The organism is Bizionia paragorgiae (assembly GCF_900107625.1).
Lineage (GTDB): Bacteria > Bacteroidota > Bacteroidia > Flavobacteriales > Flavobacteriaceae > Bizionia > Bizionia paragorgiae.
Map to the genome: position 1 here is coordinate 26,601 of NZ_FNQK01000004.1, position 17,950 is coordinate 44,550.

Here is a 17,950-nt window from a genome sequence, read left to right on the forward strand (position 1 = left end):
TAAGTTAAAAATTGATAATCAATTATTTACAAAAGTACGAATTTGTTACGTGAAAACGAAAAAAAATATTTTATTCGTTTTTTTCGCTATCTTCTTCTTTTACAAGCGTTATAGTTGCTTTTACTCCTGTTGCTAAATTCCACTGATTGGAAGATATGATAATTCCTTTGTCATCTAAGACTTCAAATTGCGCTGTATTAGGTCCGCTAGACCCTTGATTTAACGCTTCGAAATCAATAACATTAGTTCCGGGCTCTAGTTTTAAAAAGAGACCTTTAAAATGTGTTTCCAGTAAAACACGCTCACGCACTACTTTTCCATTTACATAAACACGTATTAAATCACCATCGGGATACTGGTGATCGCGGTAAATGATATTTACTCGCATGGCTCGCGTACTATACTCTCCCAAATATTGAGTCGTTGTGCTACCGTTTTGACGTCGTTCGTAATCAGGCCTTAATTTTAAGGCGTTTTTTAACTGATCTTGATACAACTCCGCTGGGTTTCTAAACGGCGTTTCATTAGTGATCGTAAAATGAGGGCGTTTAACCACGGGAAGCTCTTCCTTTTTTGGCGTTTTAACCTCTGTATTCGAATCTTCCGGTGTTACACTAATAATCGGCTCAGGGTTTATTATAAGCTCATTGTCCGCTTTAGGGTCATCCACCGCTTCCGCAGGAATGATTATAGACTTGTTTTCACTGTCTATTTGTGCGTTCACACCCAACGAACAAACAGCTATAAATAAAAAAGCTAACTTAAGTTTCATTAAATAATTTGATCTTTGAAACTAAAATAAAACAAAAACCATACCTAAGTGTAAATAAAAACTTAAAATTGATTTTGAAAACGACTTTTATAATTTATAAAAACTAAAACAGCCTAAAAACGTAGTGTTTATAGGCTGTTGTTATTTTAATATGTATTCCTTATTTAATACTCTAAAAGTGCTAAAAGTTCGTTTTCGAATTTATCACGCGATAAATATTGATCTTCTAAGTGGTTAATAAATGGAATTGGCGTTTCTAAACTAGCAACACGCTTTACTGGTGCGTCTAAATCCTCAAAACAATGTTCCATAATTAATGCCGAAATATCACTTGCAATACCTCCAAACATCGAGTCTTCTTGTAAGATAATAGCTCGCCCTGTCTTTTTTACGGATTTATAAATAGTCTCTGTATCCAAAGGTTGTAAGCTACGTAAATCGATAACATCGGCCTGGATATCCTGATGTTTATCCAATGTGTTTAAAGCCCAATGCACTGCAGCTCCATAAGCAATAACGGTAACATCATCACCGGTTCTTAAGGTCGCTGCCTGACCAAATGGAATAGTGAAATAATCGGTTGGCACCTCTTGTCTTATACTTCTATATAATGCTTTATGTTCGAAAAACAATACCGGGTTAGGGTCGTTAATCGCAGTAGCTAATAACCCTTTGGCATCCTTAGGGAATGCAGGGTAAACCACCTTTAATCCTGGGGTTTTAGTAAACCAAGCCTCATTAGTTTGAGAATGAAAAGGTCCAGCTCCAACTCCAGCTCCACAAGGCATACGCAACACCACATCTGCGTTCTGGTTCCAACGGTAGTGAGATTTTGCTAAGTAATTAACTACAGGATTAAATCCTGAAGTCACAAAGTCACTAAACTGAAGCTCAACAACACTTTTAATACCCGCAATAGACAGTCCCATTCCTGTTTCTACAATCGCCGATTCACAAATTGGCGTATTGCGAACACGGTCTTTACCAAACTGCTCAACAAAACCATCGGTGATTTTAAAGACACCGCCATATTCGGCAACATCTTGTCCCATAATTACAAGGTCTTCATGACGTTCCATAGATTGCTTTAATCCTTGAGATACAGCATCTACAAATCGCAACTCTTCAGTTTTAGAGTTTTCTTTAACCTCTTGATAGTCAAACTCTCTATACACATCATTTAATTCGATAGTTTCCGAAGATTTAATATGTTCTTCAGCTCCAGCGATCTCCAAATGCGTATCTATTTCTGCTTTAAACTCTGCTTTTAAACGCTCATCATCAGCTTCCGTTAAAAGCCCTTCCTCCATTAAAAAGTGTTTAAAGTTTGTAATAGGATCTTTCTCTGCCCAGGCATCCATAAGGTCTTGAGGAACATATTTAGTACCACTCGCCTCTTCATGTCCACGCATCCTAAACGTTTTAAACTCTATTAAAATTGGACGTGGATTATTTCGAATGCTTTTAGCCAGTTCAGACACTTTAGTATATACCTCTATAATATTATTACCATCAATAATATGCGATTCTATACCATATCCAAGAGCTCTATCGGCTAAATCCTTACAATTGTATTGCTCATTAGTAGGTGTCGATAATCCGTAGCCATTATTTTCAATACAAAACAGCACGGGTAACTGCCATACTGAAGCCACGTTTAAAGCTTCATGGAAATCCCCTTCACTAGTCCCGCCTTCACCTGTAAAAACAGCTGTTGCTTGGTTTTTATTTTTAAGTTTACTAGCAAGAGCAATCCCATCGGCAACTCCTAATTGCGGACCCAAGTGAGAAATCATACCCACAATTTTAAACTCCTGGGTTCCGAAATGGAAACTGCGATCACGACCTTTAGTAAATCCTGATGCTTTTCCTTGCCATTGAGAAAACAATCGGTGTAATGGAATATTACGGGAGGTAAAAACCCCTAAATTTCGGTGCATGGGTAAAATATACTCCTCATCATTCATAGCTAGGGTAACCCCTACCGATATGGCTTCTTGCCCAATACCACTAAACCATTTACTGATACGGCCTTGTCGTAACAAGATTAACATTTTCTCCTCGATAGAACGAGGTTTCAACATGGTTTTGTATAATTCTAAAAGGGTCTCATTACTTAGAGCCCCTCTTTTATAATCTATTTTGCTTTTCATCTCTGAAATTAAGTTCATACTAATCGTTTTTCAAATATAGCATAATTGCCGTAATTGTATTAAAAGGACGTTAAAAATATGGATTATAATCTTTGCTATGTTTTCTTTACATTTGTAATAATAGATTTATAAATAAAACAACTCAAATGAATAGTATACCTAGCGTTAATTTAGAAGATTTCATTTCGGGAGATCCTGAAAGAAAGCAAAAGTTTGTCAATGAAATCGGTAGAGCTTATCAAGAGATAGGATTTGTAGCCTTAAAAGGTCATTTCCTAGATGAAAGTCTTGTTGAAAGATTATATGATGAAATAAAAAACTTTTTCGAATTACCTGTAGAGGTTAAACGCAGTTATGAAATTCCGGGAATTGGTGGTCAACGCGGTTATGTTTCGTTTGGAAAAGAAAGTGCTAAGGGTAAAAAGGAAGGCGATTTAAAAGAGTTTTGGCACTTTGGTCAATACGTTGATGACAATCCTAAATTAGCAGCAGAATATCCAGACAATGTGATTGTTAAAGAGCTTCCTGCTTTTAACGAAGTTGGAAAAGAAGCTTATGGCATGTTAGAAAAAACAGCTAAATATGTACTACGTGCTTTAGCCTTATATCTCGATTTAGAAGAAACCTATTTTGACAACTTTATTCATAATGGTAACTCAATTTTAAGACCAATTCACTACCCTCCAATTACCGAAGAGCCTAAAGCGGCAGAACGCGCAGCAGCTCATGGAGATATTAATTTAATCACCCTTTTAATGGGAGCTCAAGGACGTGGATTGCAAGTGCAAAACCATGATGGCGAGTGGATTGATGCTATTGCAGAACCAGATGAATTAATGATTAATGTGGGAGATATGTTATCGCGCCACACTAATAATAAACTAAAATCGACTATCCACCGCGTGATTAACCCGCCAAGAGAACAATGGGGAACCTCACGTTATTCTATTCCATTTTTTATGCACCCGATTAGTGAAATGAAATTAGATGTATTGGAAGGTTGCATCGATGATGAAAATCCGAAACAATTTGACGATATCACCGCTGGAGAATTCCTAAATCAGCGATTAATCGAATTAGGATTAATAAAAAAATAAAACGTAACGAATCGTTTTAACTATTTAAGAGGATTCACTATTGAATAACAAATGGATTTACAAGACCAGTTAAAATCACTTTTTCCTGACCACGAGCCTTCTAATACCGAGGAAGAAACAGAAAACAAAGGCTCGGAGATTTGGATGCAAGACGACCCCATACTCTGTAAATACGAAAAGCGCAAAGGGAAACCCATCACCATTATTGATGGCTATACTGGTGCTACCGAAGATTTTAAAATTCTAGCCAAAGAACTAAAGCAAACCCTTAGTGTGGGAGGTAGTTTTAAAGATGATAAAATTATCATTCAAGGGGATTACCGCGATAAGATAATGGCGATTTTAAAGGAGAAAGGATTTAACGTAAAACGTGTTGGAGGATAACACATGACCGAGTCCACTTTACATATCACTAATGGCGAAAGCTTAACCGCATACCTTCAGGAGCTTAATTTTGAAGGCGATTTATTATCGTGGAATGAAATGTTATGTGAAGGCCCTACCGTAAGTGATGTTGCCTCGCCAGCGTTTTTAAAATTGCGGAAAGCCTTTTTTAAAGACACTTACGGGTTTGATTATAAGGAAAAAGAGTTCAAATCAGAAATCAAACGTTTAGATCGGATTAATGATTACGAGCGTGTAATTTTATGGTTTGAATATGATTTGTTCTGTCATATTAATATGATAGCCGTTATTAGTCTGCTGATGCAAAAAAAAGCGGTTATCCCTATGTATTTAGTATGTAGCGGACGAATAGAGGGTGAAAATGAATTGAAAGGTTTAGCTCAACTCACTCCTAAACAACTTAACGACCATTATTCAAATAAAATAAAACTTACCGTAGATGATATTGCGTTAGCCGAAAAAGCATGGTCTATCTATTGCAGTGATGATCACAGTAATTTTGGTCCTTTAATTACCCGGCCTTCAAATTTTGTCTATTTAAGCAATTGCTTGAAAGCACATGTAAGACGCTTTGCCGATACGCGAAGTGGCTTAAACACCTTAGAGTTTAATATTTTAAAACTCATAGACACACACACTATTAATTCAAGGCATCATCTTTCGGGATATGTTTTGCATTATCAAGGCTTTTACGGTTATAGTGACCTTCAAATAGAGCGTATCATTAACAATTTAGTTGTTTTCTATACAGAAACCGAAGAGGAATTGCTGTTAAATCGCGAGGGACACTTGGTCTTAGAGCATCAAAAAAATGTATTCAATAGCATTGAAAATCAAATGATTTACGGCGGTGTAAGTAAACGTGATTTTACTTATTTTAAAGACGAAAACAAACTTATAAAAACAACATTAAATGCCCATTAAAGACTCAGAACTAATATTAAATCCAGACGGTAGTGTATACCACCTAAATATTCGTCCGGAGCACTTAGCCAAAACAGTTATTACTGTGGGCGATCCAGATCGTGTAGATGGGGTAACCAAGTATTTTGATAGCGTGAGCTTTAAAACGCGAAAGCGCGAATTTCATACTCAAACAGGTCTGTATAAAAACAAACCGATTACTGTAATCTCTACAGGTATTGGTACCGATAATATTGATATTGTATTTAATGAACTGGATGCTTTAGTCAATATCGACTTAGAGACTCGAGAAATAAAAAAAGATTTAACGGCGTTAGACATCGTTAGAATTGGAACTTCAGGCTCCATACAAAAAGACATCCCTATCGACGCCTTTTTAATTAGCGAATACGCTGTGGGATTTGATAGCTTACTTCATTTTTATAACAGTGAAGCTATTCAAAACAAAGATATCTCGGAAGCCTTAATAAAACATACTGGATGGGACAAGCAAAAATCAAGTCCCTATGTTGTAAAAGGTGATGATAGCTTATTCAAAAAGTTAAGTTCCGATAAAACACATGCTGGTTTTACTGCCACTAATGTTGGTTTTTATGGTCCGCAAGGCCGCGTACTACGATTAGCCTTACAAGATGCCGCTTTAAACGATAAATTAGCTAGCTTCAATTATAAAGGCCTTAGCATTACCAATATGGAAATGGAAACCTCAGGTATTTATGGCTTAGCGAAACTTTTGGGTCACCGTGCCTTATCTATGAACGCTATTATTGCTAATCGCGCCACAGGAGAGTTTACAAAAAACGGAAAAAATACAGTAGACAGCTTAATTCAATACACACTAGATAAGCTTACAGAATAACATATAATACGTTCCCTTAGAAAGGAATAGATACACAATGAAGAAAGTAAAAATTGGAGGAGTTCCGGAACATTTTAATTTACCTTGGTATTTAGGTTTAAAAAATGGAGAGTACAAAGACGCAGGTATTAACTTACGTTGGGAAGATTATTTTGGTGGTACTGGCGAAATGAATAAAGCCTTACGCAATGGAGATATTGATATGGCGGTGATTCTTACCGAAGGTATTATTACCGATATCATTGCAGGAAACAAGAGTAAAATTGTTCAAACTTTTATTCAAACTCCACTAATTTGGGGTATTCATGTTGCTGAGCAATCCGATTTTGAATCGGTTAAAGATTTAAAGGGGACTAAAGCTGCTATTAGTCGTTATGGGTCGGGTTCACATTTAATGGCTTATGTAAACGCCAAAAAAAACGACTGGGATTTAGAGAGTGACTTAGATTTTGAAGTCATTAAAAATCTAGATGGTGCCGTGGAAGGTTTAACAGATGGTGCTGCCGATTATTTTATGTGGGAAAAATTCACCACGAAACCCCTAGTAGATAATGGCACCTTTAAACGCATAGGAAATTGTCCGTCGCCATGGCCCTGTTTCGTTATAGCGGTACGAGAAGAGTTCTTAGAAAACAATCGTGAAGAGGTGAAAACCATTTTAGAAATTGTAAATAGAACAACCTTAGACTTTAAAAATATTCCAAGTATAGATAGAATGATTGCCAATCGCTATAAACAGGAGATTGAAGATGTACAAGAATGGCTATCACTCACAGAATGGTCTCAATCTCTAATTGATGAGGCTACAATTAATAAAGTTCAAGATCAGTTATTAGCTTTAGAGATAATTCCTAATACATTAGACTACAAAGACTTAGTTGAAGAGTTGTAATAGCTACCACGTAGGGATTGTTATTTATGAAATAAAAATAATTTAACATCATGAAAATCACATCATTAATCATTCTTTCTACCATTTCACAATGTGTGAGCTTATGTTGCCCTGAAGATGACGATTATAATGGTAATCACTATTTTATAGAAAATAACGAGCTGCTTAGCGTACAAAATAATATTACCCAGCTTAATGTTGGCGATACCCTATATTTTGAAACGAATATAAATACAATCCAAACCACTACGACTAACGATACTATTGATTTATATGATTTTTCTCGGCCGGATGAATCTATGCGTTACCATCTATTTGTTTATAAACCAAATAGTAATGATGACCTAGAACCTCTAACTTTAAATGAGAATACGATCATACCGATCACTGGTCCAATTTTAGTTTCAGAAGATCCTGATAACCCGTATATAACTGTAGAAACAATATTAGAAAATGACGCCTTTAAAAATGTTTTTGGGGTCGTTGTATTGGAAACGGGAACCTTCTATATTGGTAGTTATCTTGATGCGCCAAACGGGGAAATTAATTTAATAATCAGTAACGGGATTGACGATGTACATATAAACACTAAAATCGTAAATTCCAATCCGCAAGGTCTCTATCAATTTACCGTCAATTAAAATTTAAATTACCAGGAAATGGGTGATTTGCCTTGTGCTTTTAGGAGGGTGTTGACTTGACTAAAATGAGAATTCCCAAACCAATAACCACGGTTTGCACTTAAAGGCGACGGATGACCAGAAGTTAATATGGTATGCTTCGTCTCATCGATTAACTTAGCTTTCTTTTTTGCGAATCCGCCCCAAAGTAAAAATATAACTTTGTCTTGCTCCTCACTAATCGTTTTAATAACGGCATCAGTAAAGGTTTCCCATCCTTGCTTTTGATGACTTCCCGCTTCATGAGCACGAACGGTTAATGTGGCGTTTAACAAAAACACCCCTTGCTCTGCCCAACGCTCTAAGTTTCCGGATTGGGGATACGGAATACCCAAATCAGCTTCTAATTCTTTAAATATATTTACTAAGGAAGGCGGGTGAGGCATTTTATCACTAACACTAAAACACAAACCGTTGGCCTGATCAAAATTATGGTAAGGATCTTGTCCTATAATTACAACTTTCACAGCGTTAAACGCACACATTTCAAAAGCCTTAAAAATCTCATCTTCTGGAGGAAAACATGTAGACGTATTATAAGCGTCTTCAACAAAGGCTTTTAACTGCAAAAAATAGGGTTGTTGCATTTCAGATTTAAGGTGTAAATGCCAAGATTCAGGAAGCGATAACTGCATACGGTTTAAAGGGTGTAAGTTTTAAAAGACGAAAATAATGTTATCTTTAAAAATAGAAAATAATTATCTCTTTTTATAGGGTTTTACTTTCCTATAATTTTAAATTTGCAGATTAATTAACGCCTTCAGTTTATCCGTATTTAATATGAAAAACATAAAATTTCCTACAGCTCAGACAATATTATTAATCATTGCTGCCTTAGTAACCTTATTAACTTGGTTAGTACCTGCCGGAAAATATAATACTTTAGCTTATGATTCAGCATCGAATACGTTTATTGAAGTCGCTAAAGATGAAACGAAAACCTTACCTGCTACTCAAGCAACCTTAGACGGTTTATCGATAAAAATTCCTTTAGAGAAATTCACCAATGGAGATATATACAAAGCCATTAATATTCCGAATACCTACCGCGAGTTAGAGTCTAAACCACAAGGTTTAAGCGATTTTATTAAATCCCCAATAAAGGGAATTATAGAAGCCGCCGATATTATTTTTCTAGTATTAATTATCGGAGGTTTAATTGGTATTATTAATAGTACAGGCGCTTTCGATGCGGGTATCGCTTGGTTGGCGCGCGTGCTAAAAGGTCGCGAGTATATTTTAATTATTTTGGTCACGACATTAATTGCTGCCGGTGGTACTACTTTCGGACTTGCGGAAGAGACTATTGCCTTCTTCCCTATTCTTATTCCTGTGTTCCTCGCTGCAAAATATGATGCTTTGGTAGGAATTGCTTGTATATTTATTGGATCTTCAATAGGTACTATGTGTTCCACTATTAACCCGTTTAGTACTATTATTGCTAGTGATTCGGCTGGAATAAATTGGACAACAGGGTTGCCGGGTCGTATATTTATGCTATTAAGCTGTTTAGCAATTTGTATATTTTATATTATGCGTTACGCAAAGCGCGTTAAAAATGACCCTACTAAATCTATAATTTACGATCAGAAAGAACAAATTGAAGCACTTTTTGGAGACAAAAAAGACCAAACAGTAACTTTTACTTTTCGCCTACGTTTAGCACTTTTTGTATTTGCTCTTTGCTTTTTAGTCATGATTATTGGAGTGTCTATGTTAGACTGGTGGTTTTTAGAAATGACGTCTACGTTTTTAGTGGGTGCGATTATAATTGGAATTATCACCCAAATTAGTGAATCCGATTTCGTAGAAACCTTTGTAAAAGGAGCTGCTGATTTATTAGGGGTTGCCTTAATTATTGGAATCGCTCGTGGTGTAACGGTTATCATGGCCGATGGTTTAATTAGTGACACCATGTTATTTTATGCTAGTGGTATTACCGAAGGCATGTCTAAAGGATTATTTGCAAGCGTAATTACTTTAATTTATGCTGGACTATCGTTTTTTATCCCAAGTTCTTCAGGGATGGCTGTATTAACAATGCCCATCATGTCTCCTTTAGCAGATACTGTAGGTATAGGACGTGAAATTGTAGTTAACGCTTACCAATACGGATTAGGGTTATTTTATTTAATTAATCCTACAGGTTTAATTTTAGCCTCTTTAGCTGTAGTAAAAGTTGGTTTTAATAAATGGTTAAAGTTTATTATGCCACTATTTATTGTATTAATAGTGTTTACTTTATTAGTTATGACAGTTTCAGTATACCTATAAACTAGGCAACTTTCAGTCTCTTTTATACGCTTAAAAAGATGTGGAGACACGCTTAAAAAGGTGTTTTCACCCCTATCAAGCAAACTGCAGTAAAAGTTTATGGTTTAAATAGGAATACGTAACTTTGTTATCGCTAAGCAAGATTAATTTAACAAAGCGAATGTACCGCCTTTGCGGCTAAACTAATGATAAGTATTCACGAAAAAACATTACAAGATTTAGAGTTTTCAACGGTTTTAGAACAAGTAAGTGAACACTGTGTAACCCACCTTGGACATTTAAAAACTTTAGAAATCACACCGTTCAAAAATAAAGAGCAGCTTCTAAAAGAGTTACAGCTCACGAACGAATATGTCTCTTCTTTTTATAACGATAATCGTATTCCTAACCACGGATTTGATACGATTACCAAAGAAATCCAATTACTTAAAATCGAAAACACTTTTTTAGAGCCTCACAGTTTAAAAAAGATTGTTTCTATATCCTTAACTAGCAATGAGATTGTCAGCTTTTTAAAAAAGTTTGAAGTGTACTACCCGGGCTTACAGGCTTTCTCCTCTCAAATAGAAGTTACTAAAGCCATTATTGAGCGTATAGATGCTGTAATTGACAGGTTTAATGATGTTAAGGATAATGCCTCACCTTTACTTTTTGAGATCCGTCAAAGTATCAATGCGTTAAAAGGCAAAATTAATTCTAGTTTTACATCGGCTTTAAACCTGTATCACGGCTTAGAATACTTAGATGATATTCGAGAATCGGTGGTCGATAATAAACGTGTTTTAGCTGTAAAAGCCATGTACCGCCGTAAGGTTAAAGGTGCTATTATGGGAGGGAGTAAAACAGGAAGCATTGTGTATATTGAGCCTGAAGCTACCCTACAACACACCCGTGAATTAAATAATTTAGAATATGAAGAGAGCGAAGAAATCGTTAGAATTCTAAAGCAGGTTACAAATTATTTACGCGACTTTTTACCACTCATAGAATACTATCAACTGTTTTTAACAGAAATGGATGTTATTTCTGCCAAGGCTAAATATGCGCGCTCTATAAACGGTATTCTACCTGAAATTACAGAAGAAAAAAATGTATACCTCAGGGATGCCTATCACCCACTACTCTATTTAAACAATCTAGAGAAAAAAGAAAAAACCTATCCGCAAACCATACAACTCGATCAAGAGAGTCGTATTATAGTCATTTCCGGACCCAATGCCGGAGGTAAAAGTATCACGCTTAAAACCGTAGGCTTACTACAACTGATGCTTCAAAGCGGAATGTTAATCCCTGTTCACGAACGCAGTAAAGTGAGTGTTTTTGATCGGATTTTAACCGATATTGGTGACAATCAATCTATAGAAAATCATTTAAGTACCTATAGCTACCGATTAAAACAAATGAATTACTTTTTAAAGAAATGTAATAAAAACACCTTGTTTTTAATTGATGAATTTGGAACTGGATCAGACCCTGAATTAGGAGGTGCTTTAGCTGAAACCTTTTTAGAAGAATTCTACGCTAGAAATGCCTATGGAATAATAACAACACATTATGCGAACTTAAAGATTCTTGCTAGTGAAAAGCCTGAAATGATTAATGCGAATATGATGTTTAACGAACGCACCTTAGAACCTATGTACCGCTTGGCACTTGGGCAACCAGGAAGTTCTTTTACCTTTGAAGTCGCACAAAAAAACGGTATTCCTTACAGCTTAATTAACCGAGCTAAAAAGAAAATAGAACGCAGTAAAGTGCGTTTTGATGCCACTATTGCAAAACTTCAAAAGGAGCGTTCACGACTAGAGAAAACGTCTGAATCACTAAAAATTAACGAAAAGAAAAAACAGACTGAAGCCGATAAGCTAGAAGGTATTAATGAGAAAATTCAAAAAAAGCTAGAAAGCTATCAGGAGCTTTACGACGAAAACCAACGGTTAATTTACTTGGGTCAGAAGGTGAATGATATCGCCGAGAATTTCTTTGAAAACAATCGTAAGAAAGAATTATTATCTGAACTCTTTAAATTGGTTCAAATAGAAAACTCGAAGCGTAAACGCCTAACTGCTAAAGAGAAAAAAATCACGAAAGCAAAAGTGTCTCAAGTCAAAAAAGAGGCTGAAAAGAAAGTAGAAGTCATTCGTGAGAAGAAAAAGAAAGCGAAAGAAAAGGCTGTGGTTATAGAAAAACCAAGACCGACTTTAAAGGTTGGTGATCGCGTGCGAATGAGTGATGGTCGATCGGTTGGGAGTATTGATAAGATTGAAAAAAACAAAGCCACAGTAAACTACGGGTTGTTTACAACCTTAGTAAATATTGATTTGTTAGATTTAGTTGAAGCCGTAAAGAAAACCTAAAATGATTTCCATTCCCAAACATAAACAACTGATTTTATTTGATGGCGTCTGCAATTTGTGTAATTCGTCTGTTCAGTATATTATTCGTCAGGATAAAAAAAACACCTTTTTATTTGCGGCATTACAAAGTGACCTAGGGAAAGCGCTTTTAACGCAATACAAAATAGACAGAACGAAAACAGATTCTATACTCTTATATGTACCCGAAAAAGGTGTGTTTTCTAAATCTACAGCGGCTTTACACATTGCAAAACACCTTGGCTTTCCAACCCAATTATTAGTAGTGTTTTTGGTTGTGCCTGCCTTTATACGAAATTTAGTGTATGATTTTATAGCTAGGAATAGATATAAATGGTATGGTAAAAAGGATCATTGTATGATTCCTACTCCAAACTTGAAAGCTAAGTTTATTGACCAAACCCCATAAAAAAGTCTGAATTAATTATATTCAGACTTTTAGTATTAGTTTACTTAGATTGGCACTCTTTTATAAACTAGCTTATTTTGATTGTACCGTCTTCTGATGAAATCAATTTGATATACATAACCTTATTATAATTTATAATATCAATTTCATCCAGCTTTTTAATACCTTTTACGTCAATAACGTAAGATTCAGTTAAAGTCTGGTTTGTTTCTTCTGTATAAATAGACTCATTAGATTTAACAGTATCGTTAACCTCCTGAGCAGTTGCGAAAGAAGCGAATAATAATAAAAATAATGTAGATAAAAATTTCATTTGTTTGGTGTATACTATTTATAACACTATAAAGATAAGGGGGTTAAAAAGTTAAATAGAATTTAATCGATGAAAGACCTAAGAATTTGATTAACACAGTAAATGTGCTAATTTTATCGATGAACAACATCTGTATACTTAAACTATGTTGTATTTATTTAAGGGACACTAATTACAACATTATAAGCGCTTTACAATTCTAAATTCCTAAATGGCTATTCAACTAGTAAGATAGCTACACTTGTAAAAGCATACACTTTACGTACTAAAAAGTCCAGTTTACGAAATATGATTTTAATCGCTTGCTATTATCTTCTATATTCACAGTACAGAAGTCTCAAAATATAACTAATTAACTTAACCCCAATTTCTGTTAATTGGGAATGAATTAAGTTCTCTTAAAGACCATAGTCTACTCTTTAAAAGGTTCTAAGCATTGCGATTAGAAAAAATTAATCTGTATTTTGAGACTTTTTTTAAAGCAACACGCTTCATTAATCTTCAATCTAAAAAGCTTAAGTAAACGACCTGAGAAATTTAGGGTTTTAGGGTTCCATATTCGGTCCAAGACCCATCGTAAACTTTAGTCTGTTTAAAATCGGCTACCTCTGCTGCTAAATCTAAAATGCAGGCCGTTAACCCAGATCCACAAGAAAATACTAGCGTATTATTCTTAGGGGTTACGCTGTTAAACAAACGTACTAACTCCTCTTTTGGTTTTAATTTACCTTCTACTAAACACCTTTCAAAGGGTAGGTTTTTAGAATTTGGAATGGTACCACTTCGCAATCCCTCTCGAGGTTCTGGAACTTCACAGCGAAATCGCTCAGCACTTCTAGCGTCAATAATAGTATGTTTTTCACTTTGAGATAGGACGTCTAGATCCTTGAAATACGTTACCCTATCAGGATTAAAAACCGCCTTAAAATCACCTTTGGGCTTACTGTTGTTTCCCTTTGGCTCTGTAGGATAATTTTGCTCAATCCAAGCCGGTAAACCACCATCTAAAATAGCACTATTAGCGTGACCAAAAGTTTTAAAAAGCCACCATACGCGTGCACTTGAATAGACACCTTTATCGTCATAAACCACAATGGCACTGTCTGAGTTAACCCCTAATTTTCTAGCTTCCTCTTGAAATTGTGAAGCGGAAGGAATGGTATTAGGAAAATCACTTGACAGGTCACTAAAACGCCCTTTCAAATTAAAAAATTGTGTATTTGGAAGCTGCACTTCTGATGAAACATTTTCGTTTTGAGCAGTCACTTTAACCATGCTCGCATCAAAAATTAAAAGGTTTGAAGCGTTTAAATTTTCCCGAAGCCAATCGGCAGACACAATAGGGCTAGAAAGTGATAGTTTAGACATATAACATCAGATTAATACATTTATTTTAATGCGTATTTTTAGTGCGTGGATAATTATCGTCCCATTCTTTTGGTTTCGGATCTTTTAATTTCCCTAAGGACTTCGCTACAAGCATAGATACTGTGGCATCTCCGGTAACATTTACCACCGTTCTACACATATCCAACGGCCTATCTACCGCAAAGATTAAGGCCAATCCTATAGGTAATAATTCTTTTGGAAAACCTATAGACTCTAAAACTATAACAAGCATTACCATTCCCGCACTAGGTACGGCAGCACTTCCAATAGAAGCTAATAATGCCGTAGCAACGATAACTAATTGATTGGTGAAAGTCAAACCTTCAGGCCATATTACTTGCATTATAAATACTGCGGCTATACCTTGATATAAACTAGTTCCATCCATATTTACTGTCGCTCCAACAGGTAAAACAAATCCGGAAACTTCTTTATCTACTCCCAAATGCTCTTCTACACGCTCCATTGTAACTGGTAATGTTGCGGCACTACTACTAGTTGAAAAGGCTAGTAATTGCGCTGGACTAAATCGGCTTAAAAACCATAATGGTGATTTCTTAGTATAAATAAAAATAAGGAACAGGTAAAAACATATCATTAAAAACAGGCCTAAAACCACACATCCCGCATAATAAAGGAGTTTTACTAAAATCTCCGTATCGTCGAAAGCTATGATAACATTTGCTAATAACGCAAAAACGGCATACGGTGCAAACAGCATGATTAAATCTACCATTTTCATTACGACCTCATTTAAGGAGTCGAAAAACCGCACTAAAGGTTTCGCCTTTTTCTTAGGTATTAATAAAAGACAGATACCAACAAACATGGCAAAAAAGATAACTTGCAGCATTTCAGGTTTAGCAAATGCATTAAAAATATTACTTGGAAACACATCGACTAAAGGTTGCAACGGACCGGTTTCTTTTTGCATATGGGCTTTACCAATCATAATATCGGCCGAGCCCTGATAGGTATCTTTAATCTTCTCTATGGTGTCTTGCGGCATGCCCTCACCAGGTTTAAAAGTGTTTACAATGGTTAGACCAATAACAATAGCGATAATGGTCGTTCCCATATAAATACTTATGGTTCGTAGCCCCATAGATTTAATCTTAGAAATATCTTTTAAATCTGAAATTCCTTTAATTAAAGACGCTAATATTAAAGGAACGGCAATAAGTTTTAGCAAATTAATAAATATGGTACCAAACGGCTTTATCCAATCGGTTACAAATCCTTTTCCACCATCTATGGAGTTCATTATAAACCCAAAGATGACTCCTAGAACCATTCCAATAATTATTTTCCAGTGTAATGCTAATTTCATAATTGCTTTTTAGTAATTCAGTACGTATTAATTCTTCTATTTATACATTTTATTCAGTAGAAAGTAGTCAGCCAATACCAAAGCGGCCATAGCTTCTACTATAGGAACAGCTCTAGGTACAACACAAGGATCATGTCTCCCTTTGCCTTCTACAATGACACGATTACCTTTATTATCAATAGAATCTTGCGGTTGCATAATGGTCGCTACAGGTTTAAAAGCCACACGGAAATAGATATCCATTCCGTTACTAATCCCCCCTTGAATACCACCAGATAAATTTGTTTTTGTAGAGCCATCAGGATTAAAAACATCATTATGCTCACTACCTTTCATTTTCGCCCCACAGAATCCACTACCATACTCAAAGCCTTTTACCGCATTTATAGACAGCATGGCTTTTCCAAGTTCGGCATGTAATTTATCGAATGCAGGCTCTCCTAATCCAATAGGAACATTTTTTAAAACGCAAGTGATGGTACCTCCAATGGTATCCCCTTGTTTTTTAATTTCTTTAATTCGGGTAATCATCTTTTCTGCAGTCACAGTATCGGGACAACGCACGACATTGGATTCTGTTTTTGAAAAGTCTAAATCTTGATACGGTTTATCGATAAAAATATCTCCCACCGAAGAGGTGAAAGCTTCTATTTTTATCCCCTCAAGCATTTGCTTGGCAATCGCGCCTGCAACCACACGACATGCGGTTTCACGAGCCGAACTACGTCCGCCACCACGGTAATCGCGGTGCCCATATTTTTTATCGTACACATAGTCGGCATGACTTGGACGATAGGTATCTTTTATATGCGAGTAGTCTTTAGATTTTTGATTGGCATTTTCAATAATAAAGCCTATTGGAGTCCCAGTAGTTTTACCTTCAAATATTCCAGATAAAAAACGAACCGTATCCGGTTCTTTTCTTTGGGTGACAATTGCCGATTGTCCGGGCTTTCTACGATTCATCTCATTTTGAATCGCCTCGAAATCTATGGTAATATTTGGTAAACAACCATCAATAATTCCGCCAATGGCTTCACCATGAGATTCACCAAACGTCGTTACATTAAATAGTTTTCCAAAGGAATTTCCTGCCATATTTTATTTTTACGCTAATGTAATTGTAAAATCACAGAAACAAAAATTGTAGTTTAATTTTATGTAGTTCTTATTTTTTGCCCTAAATTTAATAAAATATAAAAAAACCACCTGAAATGATTTCAAAAACCCATTTTTTTTCACTGTTAATGTGTCTGTTTTTAGTTGTGTCATGCTCTGATGACGACACCAATAATGATGGTCCTAATGGCACCGGAACGCCTGCTACAAACACAAATTATTTTCCGACGAACCTAGATAGTTATTGGAATTATGATGTTGAAATAAACAGCACGGTAACAACTAATCCTGAATTTTCTACCGATCAACTCACTGTTGCGAGTATCGATAATTCTAGTTTTACACTTTCTGCTAATAACGGACTACCACCAAATGGAACAATGAGTGGCATTTTAATTAGTGGTACTTTAACAAACACCAACAGCACATTAAGTTTAAATGGTGTATTAGGGTTACCAGCAGAACTTGCTGATATCATTGATTTTGATATTACTTTAAATAACGCTATCCTCTACGATACGACAGCACCTAATAATAGCGTGCTATTTACTATGAGTGACCAAGTCACGCAAGATATTCAAGGTATACCGCTAACCCTAGCCTATGAAGTGCAATCAACAGGTTTAAATGTTTATGATACTATTACACTTAATGGCGAAACATACACTAATGTGGTTGCTAGTGAAATCACTTTAAATCTTGGTGCAGTCGCGACTTATGATTTTAATGGCTTTCCAATAAGTATCGATGTATTGGACCCGCAAGACCTATTAATCGTTACGAGTTACTATGCTGAAAATATAGGGCTGGTACATGCAGAATCTCAATTTGATTATGAAATAAATGCTACAGCCCTGGCAGCCTTAGCAAATATAGGGGTGAATTTAACTATTCCACCTACGGGCTCTGGGACTAATGTACAGGTTCTTAATAGCTACGGTCCGCAATAGAGAAACACC

Annotated in this window: 17 protein-coding genes; 10 read left to right on the plus strand and 7 right to left on the minus strand. The window is 35.7% G+C overall.

All coding sequences use genetic code 11. The features are described from left to right. Positions 1-70 precede the first annotated feature (70 nt). Both BLV64_RS03490 and BLV64_RS03495 read right to left on the minus strand, forming a co-directional pair. Entirely contained in the window at positions 71-772 is a 702-nt protein-coding gene (locus BLV64_RS03490) for a hypothetical protein (RefSeq protein WP_092132506.1), read from the minus strand. A gap of 164 nt (positions 773-936) precedes the next feature. Continuing rightward, a complete protein-coding gene (locus BLV64_RS03495; RefSeq protein WP_092132508.1) occupies positions 937-2,943 on the minus strand; it encodes an alpha-ketoacid dehydrogenase subunit alpha/beta in 2,007 nt (668 codons plus the stop codon). Positions 2,944-3,071: 128 nt separating this feature from the next. On the opposite strand from BLV64_RS03495, the gene BLV64_RS03500 reads away from it, so the two are divergent. Genes BLV64_RS03500 through BLV64_RS03525 form a run of 6 tightly spaced genes read left to right on the plus strand, consistent with a single transcriptional unit; the run spans position 3,072 to position 7,743 of the window. Beyond that, a complete protein-coding gene (locus BLV64_RS03500) occupies positions 3,072-4,022 on the plus strand; it encodes an isopenicillin N synthase family dioxygenase (RefSeq protein WP_092132510.1) in 951 nt (316 codons plus the stop codon). Positions 4,023-4,073: 51 nt separating this feature from the next. Further along, complete coding sequence (locus BLV64_RS03505) at positions 4,074-4,406, plus strand: translation initiation factor (protein ID WP_092132512.1); 333 nt, start codon at positions 4,074-4,076, stop codon at positions 4,404-4,406. 3 nt (positions 4,407-4,409) lie between these two features. Then, a complete protein-coding gene (locus BLV64_RS03510; protein WP_092132514.1) occupies positions 4,410-5,351 on the plus strand; it encodes a DUF1835 domain-containing protein in 942 nt (313 codons plus the stop codon). Beyond that, positions 5,341-6,210, plus strand: a complete 870-nt coding sequence (locus BLV64_RS03515) for a nucleoside phosphorylase (protein WP_092132517.1) — start codon at positions 5,341-5,343, stop codon at positions 6,208-6,210. Before BLV64_RS03510 ends, BLV64_RS03515 begins: the two co-directional genes overlap by 11 nt. 37 nt (positions 6,211-6,247) lie before the next feature. Then, entirely contained in the window at positions 6,248-7,102 is an 855-nt protein-coding gene (locus BLV64_RS03520; protein ID WP_092132520.1) for a substrate-binding domain-containing protein, read from the plus strand. 50 nt (positions 7,103-7,152) lie between these two features. Beyond that, positions 7,153-7,743, plus strand: a complete 591-nt coding sequence (locus tag BLV64_RS03525) for a hypothetical protein (protein ID WP_092132523.1) — start codon at positions 7,153-7,155, stop codon at positions 7,741-7,743. An 8-nt stretch (positions 7,744-7,751) separates the two neighbouring features. On the opposite strand, the gene ung is transcribed toward BLV64_RS03525, so the two are convergent. Continuing rightward, positions 7,752-8,417 carry a uracil-DNA glycosylase gene (gene ung, locus BLV64_RS03530; protein ID WP_092132526.1) on the minus strand — a complete coding sequence of 222 codons (666 nt, stop codon included), beginning with the start codon at positions 8,415-8,417 and terminating at the stop codon, positions 7,752-7,754. A gap of 145 nt (positions 8,418-8,562) precedes the next feature. Between ung and BLV64_RS03535 the strand changes: the two genes are divergently transcribed. The 3 genes from BLV64_RS03535 (at position 8,563) to BLV64_RS03545 (ending at position 12,840) form a co-directional block, all read left to right on the plus strand. After that, entirely contained in the window at positions 8,563-10,056 is a 1,494-nt protein-coding gene (locus BLV64_RS03535; protein WP_092132528.1) for a YfcC family protein, read from the plus strand. Positions 10,057-10,241: 185 nt separating this feature from the next. Beyond that, positions 10,242-12,413, plus strand: coding sequence for an endonuclease MutS2 (locus tag BLV64_RS03540; RefSeq protein WP_092132531.1), 2,172 nt, complete (start codon positions 10,242-10,244; stop codon positions 12,411-12,413). Between the two features lies 1 nt (position 12,414). Continuing rightward, complete coding sequence (locus BLV64_RS03545) at positions 12,415-12,840, plus strand: thiol-disulfide oxidoreductase DCC family protein (RefSeq protein WP_092132534.1); 426 nt, start codon at positions 12,415-12,417, stop codon at positions 12,838-12,840. A gap of 67 nt (positions 12,841-12,907) precedes the next feature. On the opposite strand, the gene BLV64_RS03550 is transcribed toward BLV64_RS03545, so the two are convergent. From BLV64_RS03550 to aroC, 4 genes are all read right to left on the minus strand, one after another. Then, positions 12,908-13,153, minus strand: coding sequence for a hypothetical protein (locus BLV64_RS03550; protein WP_092132537.1), 246 nt, complete (start codon positions 13,151-13,153; stop codon positions 12,908-12,910). Positions 13,154-13,690: 537 nt separating this feature from the next. Beyond that, complete coding sequence (locus tag BLV64_RS03555; protein WP_092132540.1) at positions 13,691-14,521, minus strand: sulfurtransferase; 831 nt, start codon at positions 14,519-14,521, stop codon at positions 13,691-13,693. Between the two features lie 25 nt (positions 14,522-14,546). Next, on the minus strand, positions 14,547-15,875 hold the full coding sequence (locus BLV64_RS03560; RefSeq protein ID WP_092132543.1) for a dicarboxylate/amino acid:cation symporter: 1,329 nt from the start codon (positions 15,873-15,875) through the stop codon (positions 14,547-14,549). Positions 15,876-15,908: 33 nt separating this feature from the next. Further along, the gene (gene aroC, locus BLV64_RS03565; RefSeq protein WP_092132545.1) at positions 15,909-16,970 is read right to left on the minus strand and encodes a chorismate synthase; all 1,062 of its coding nucleotides are present in this window, start codon (positions 16,968-16,970) and stop codon (positions 15,909-15,911) included. A gap of 116 nt (positions 16,971-17,086) precedes the next feature. Between aroC and BLV64_RS03570 the strand changes: the two genes are divergently transcribed. Further along, entirely contained in the window at positions 17,087-17,941 is an 855-nt protein-coding gene (locus BLV64_RS03570) for a hypothetical protein (protein ID WP_092132548.1), read from the plus strand. Positions 17,942-17,950: the final 9 nt, after the last annotated feature.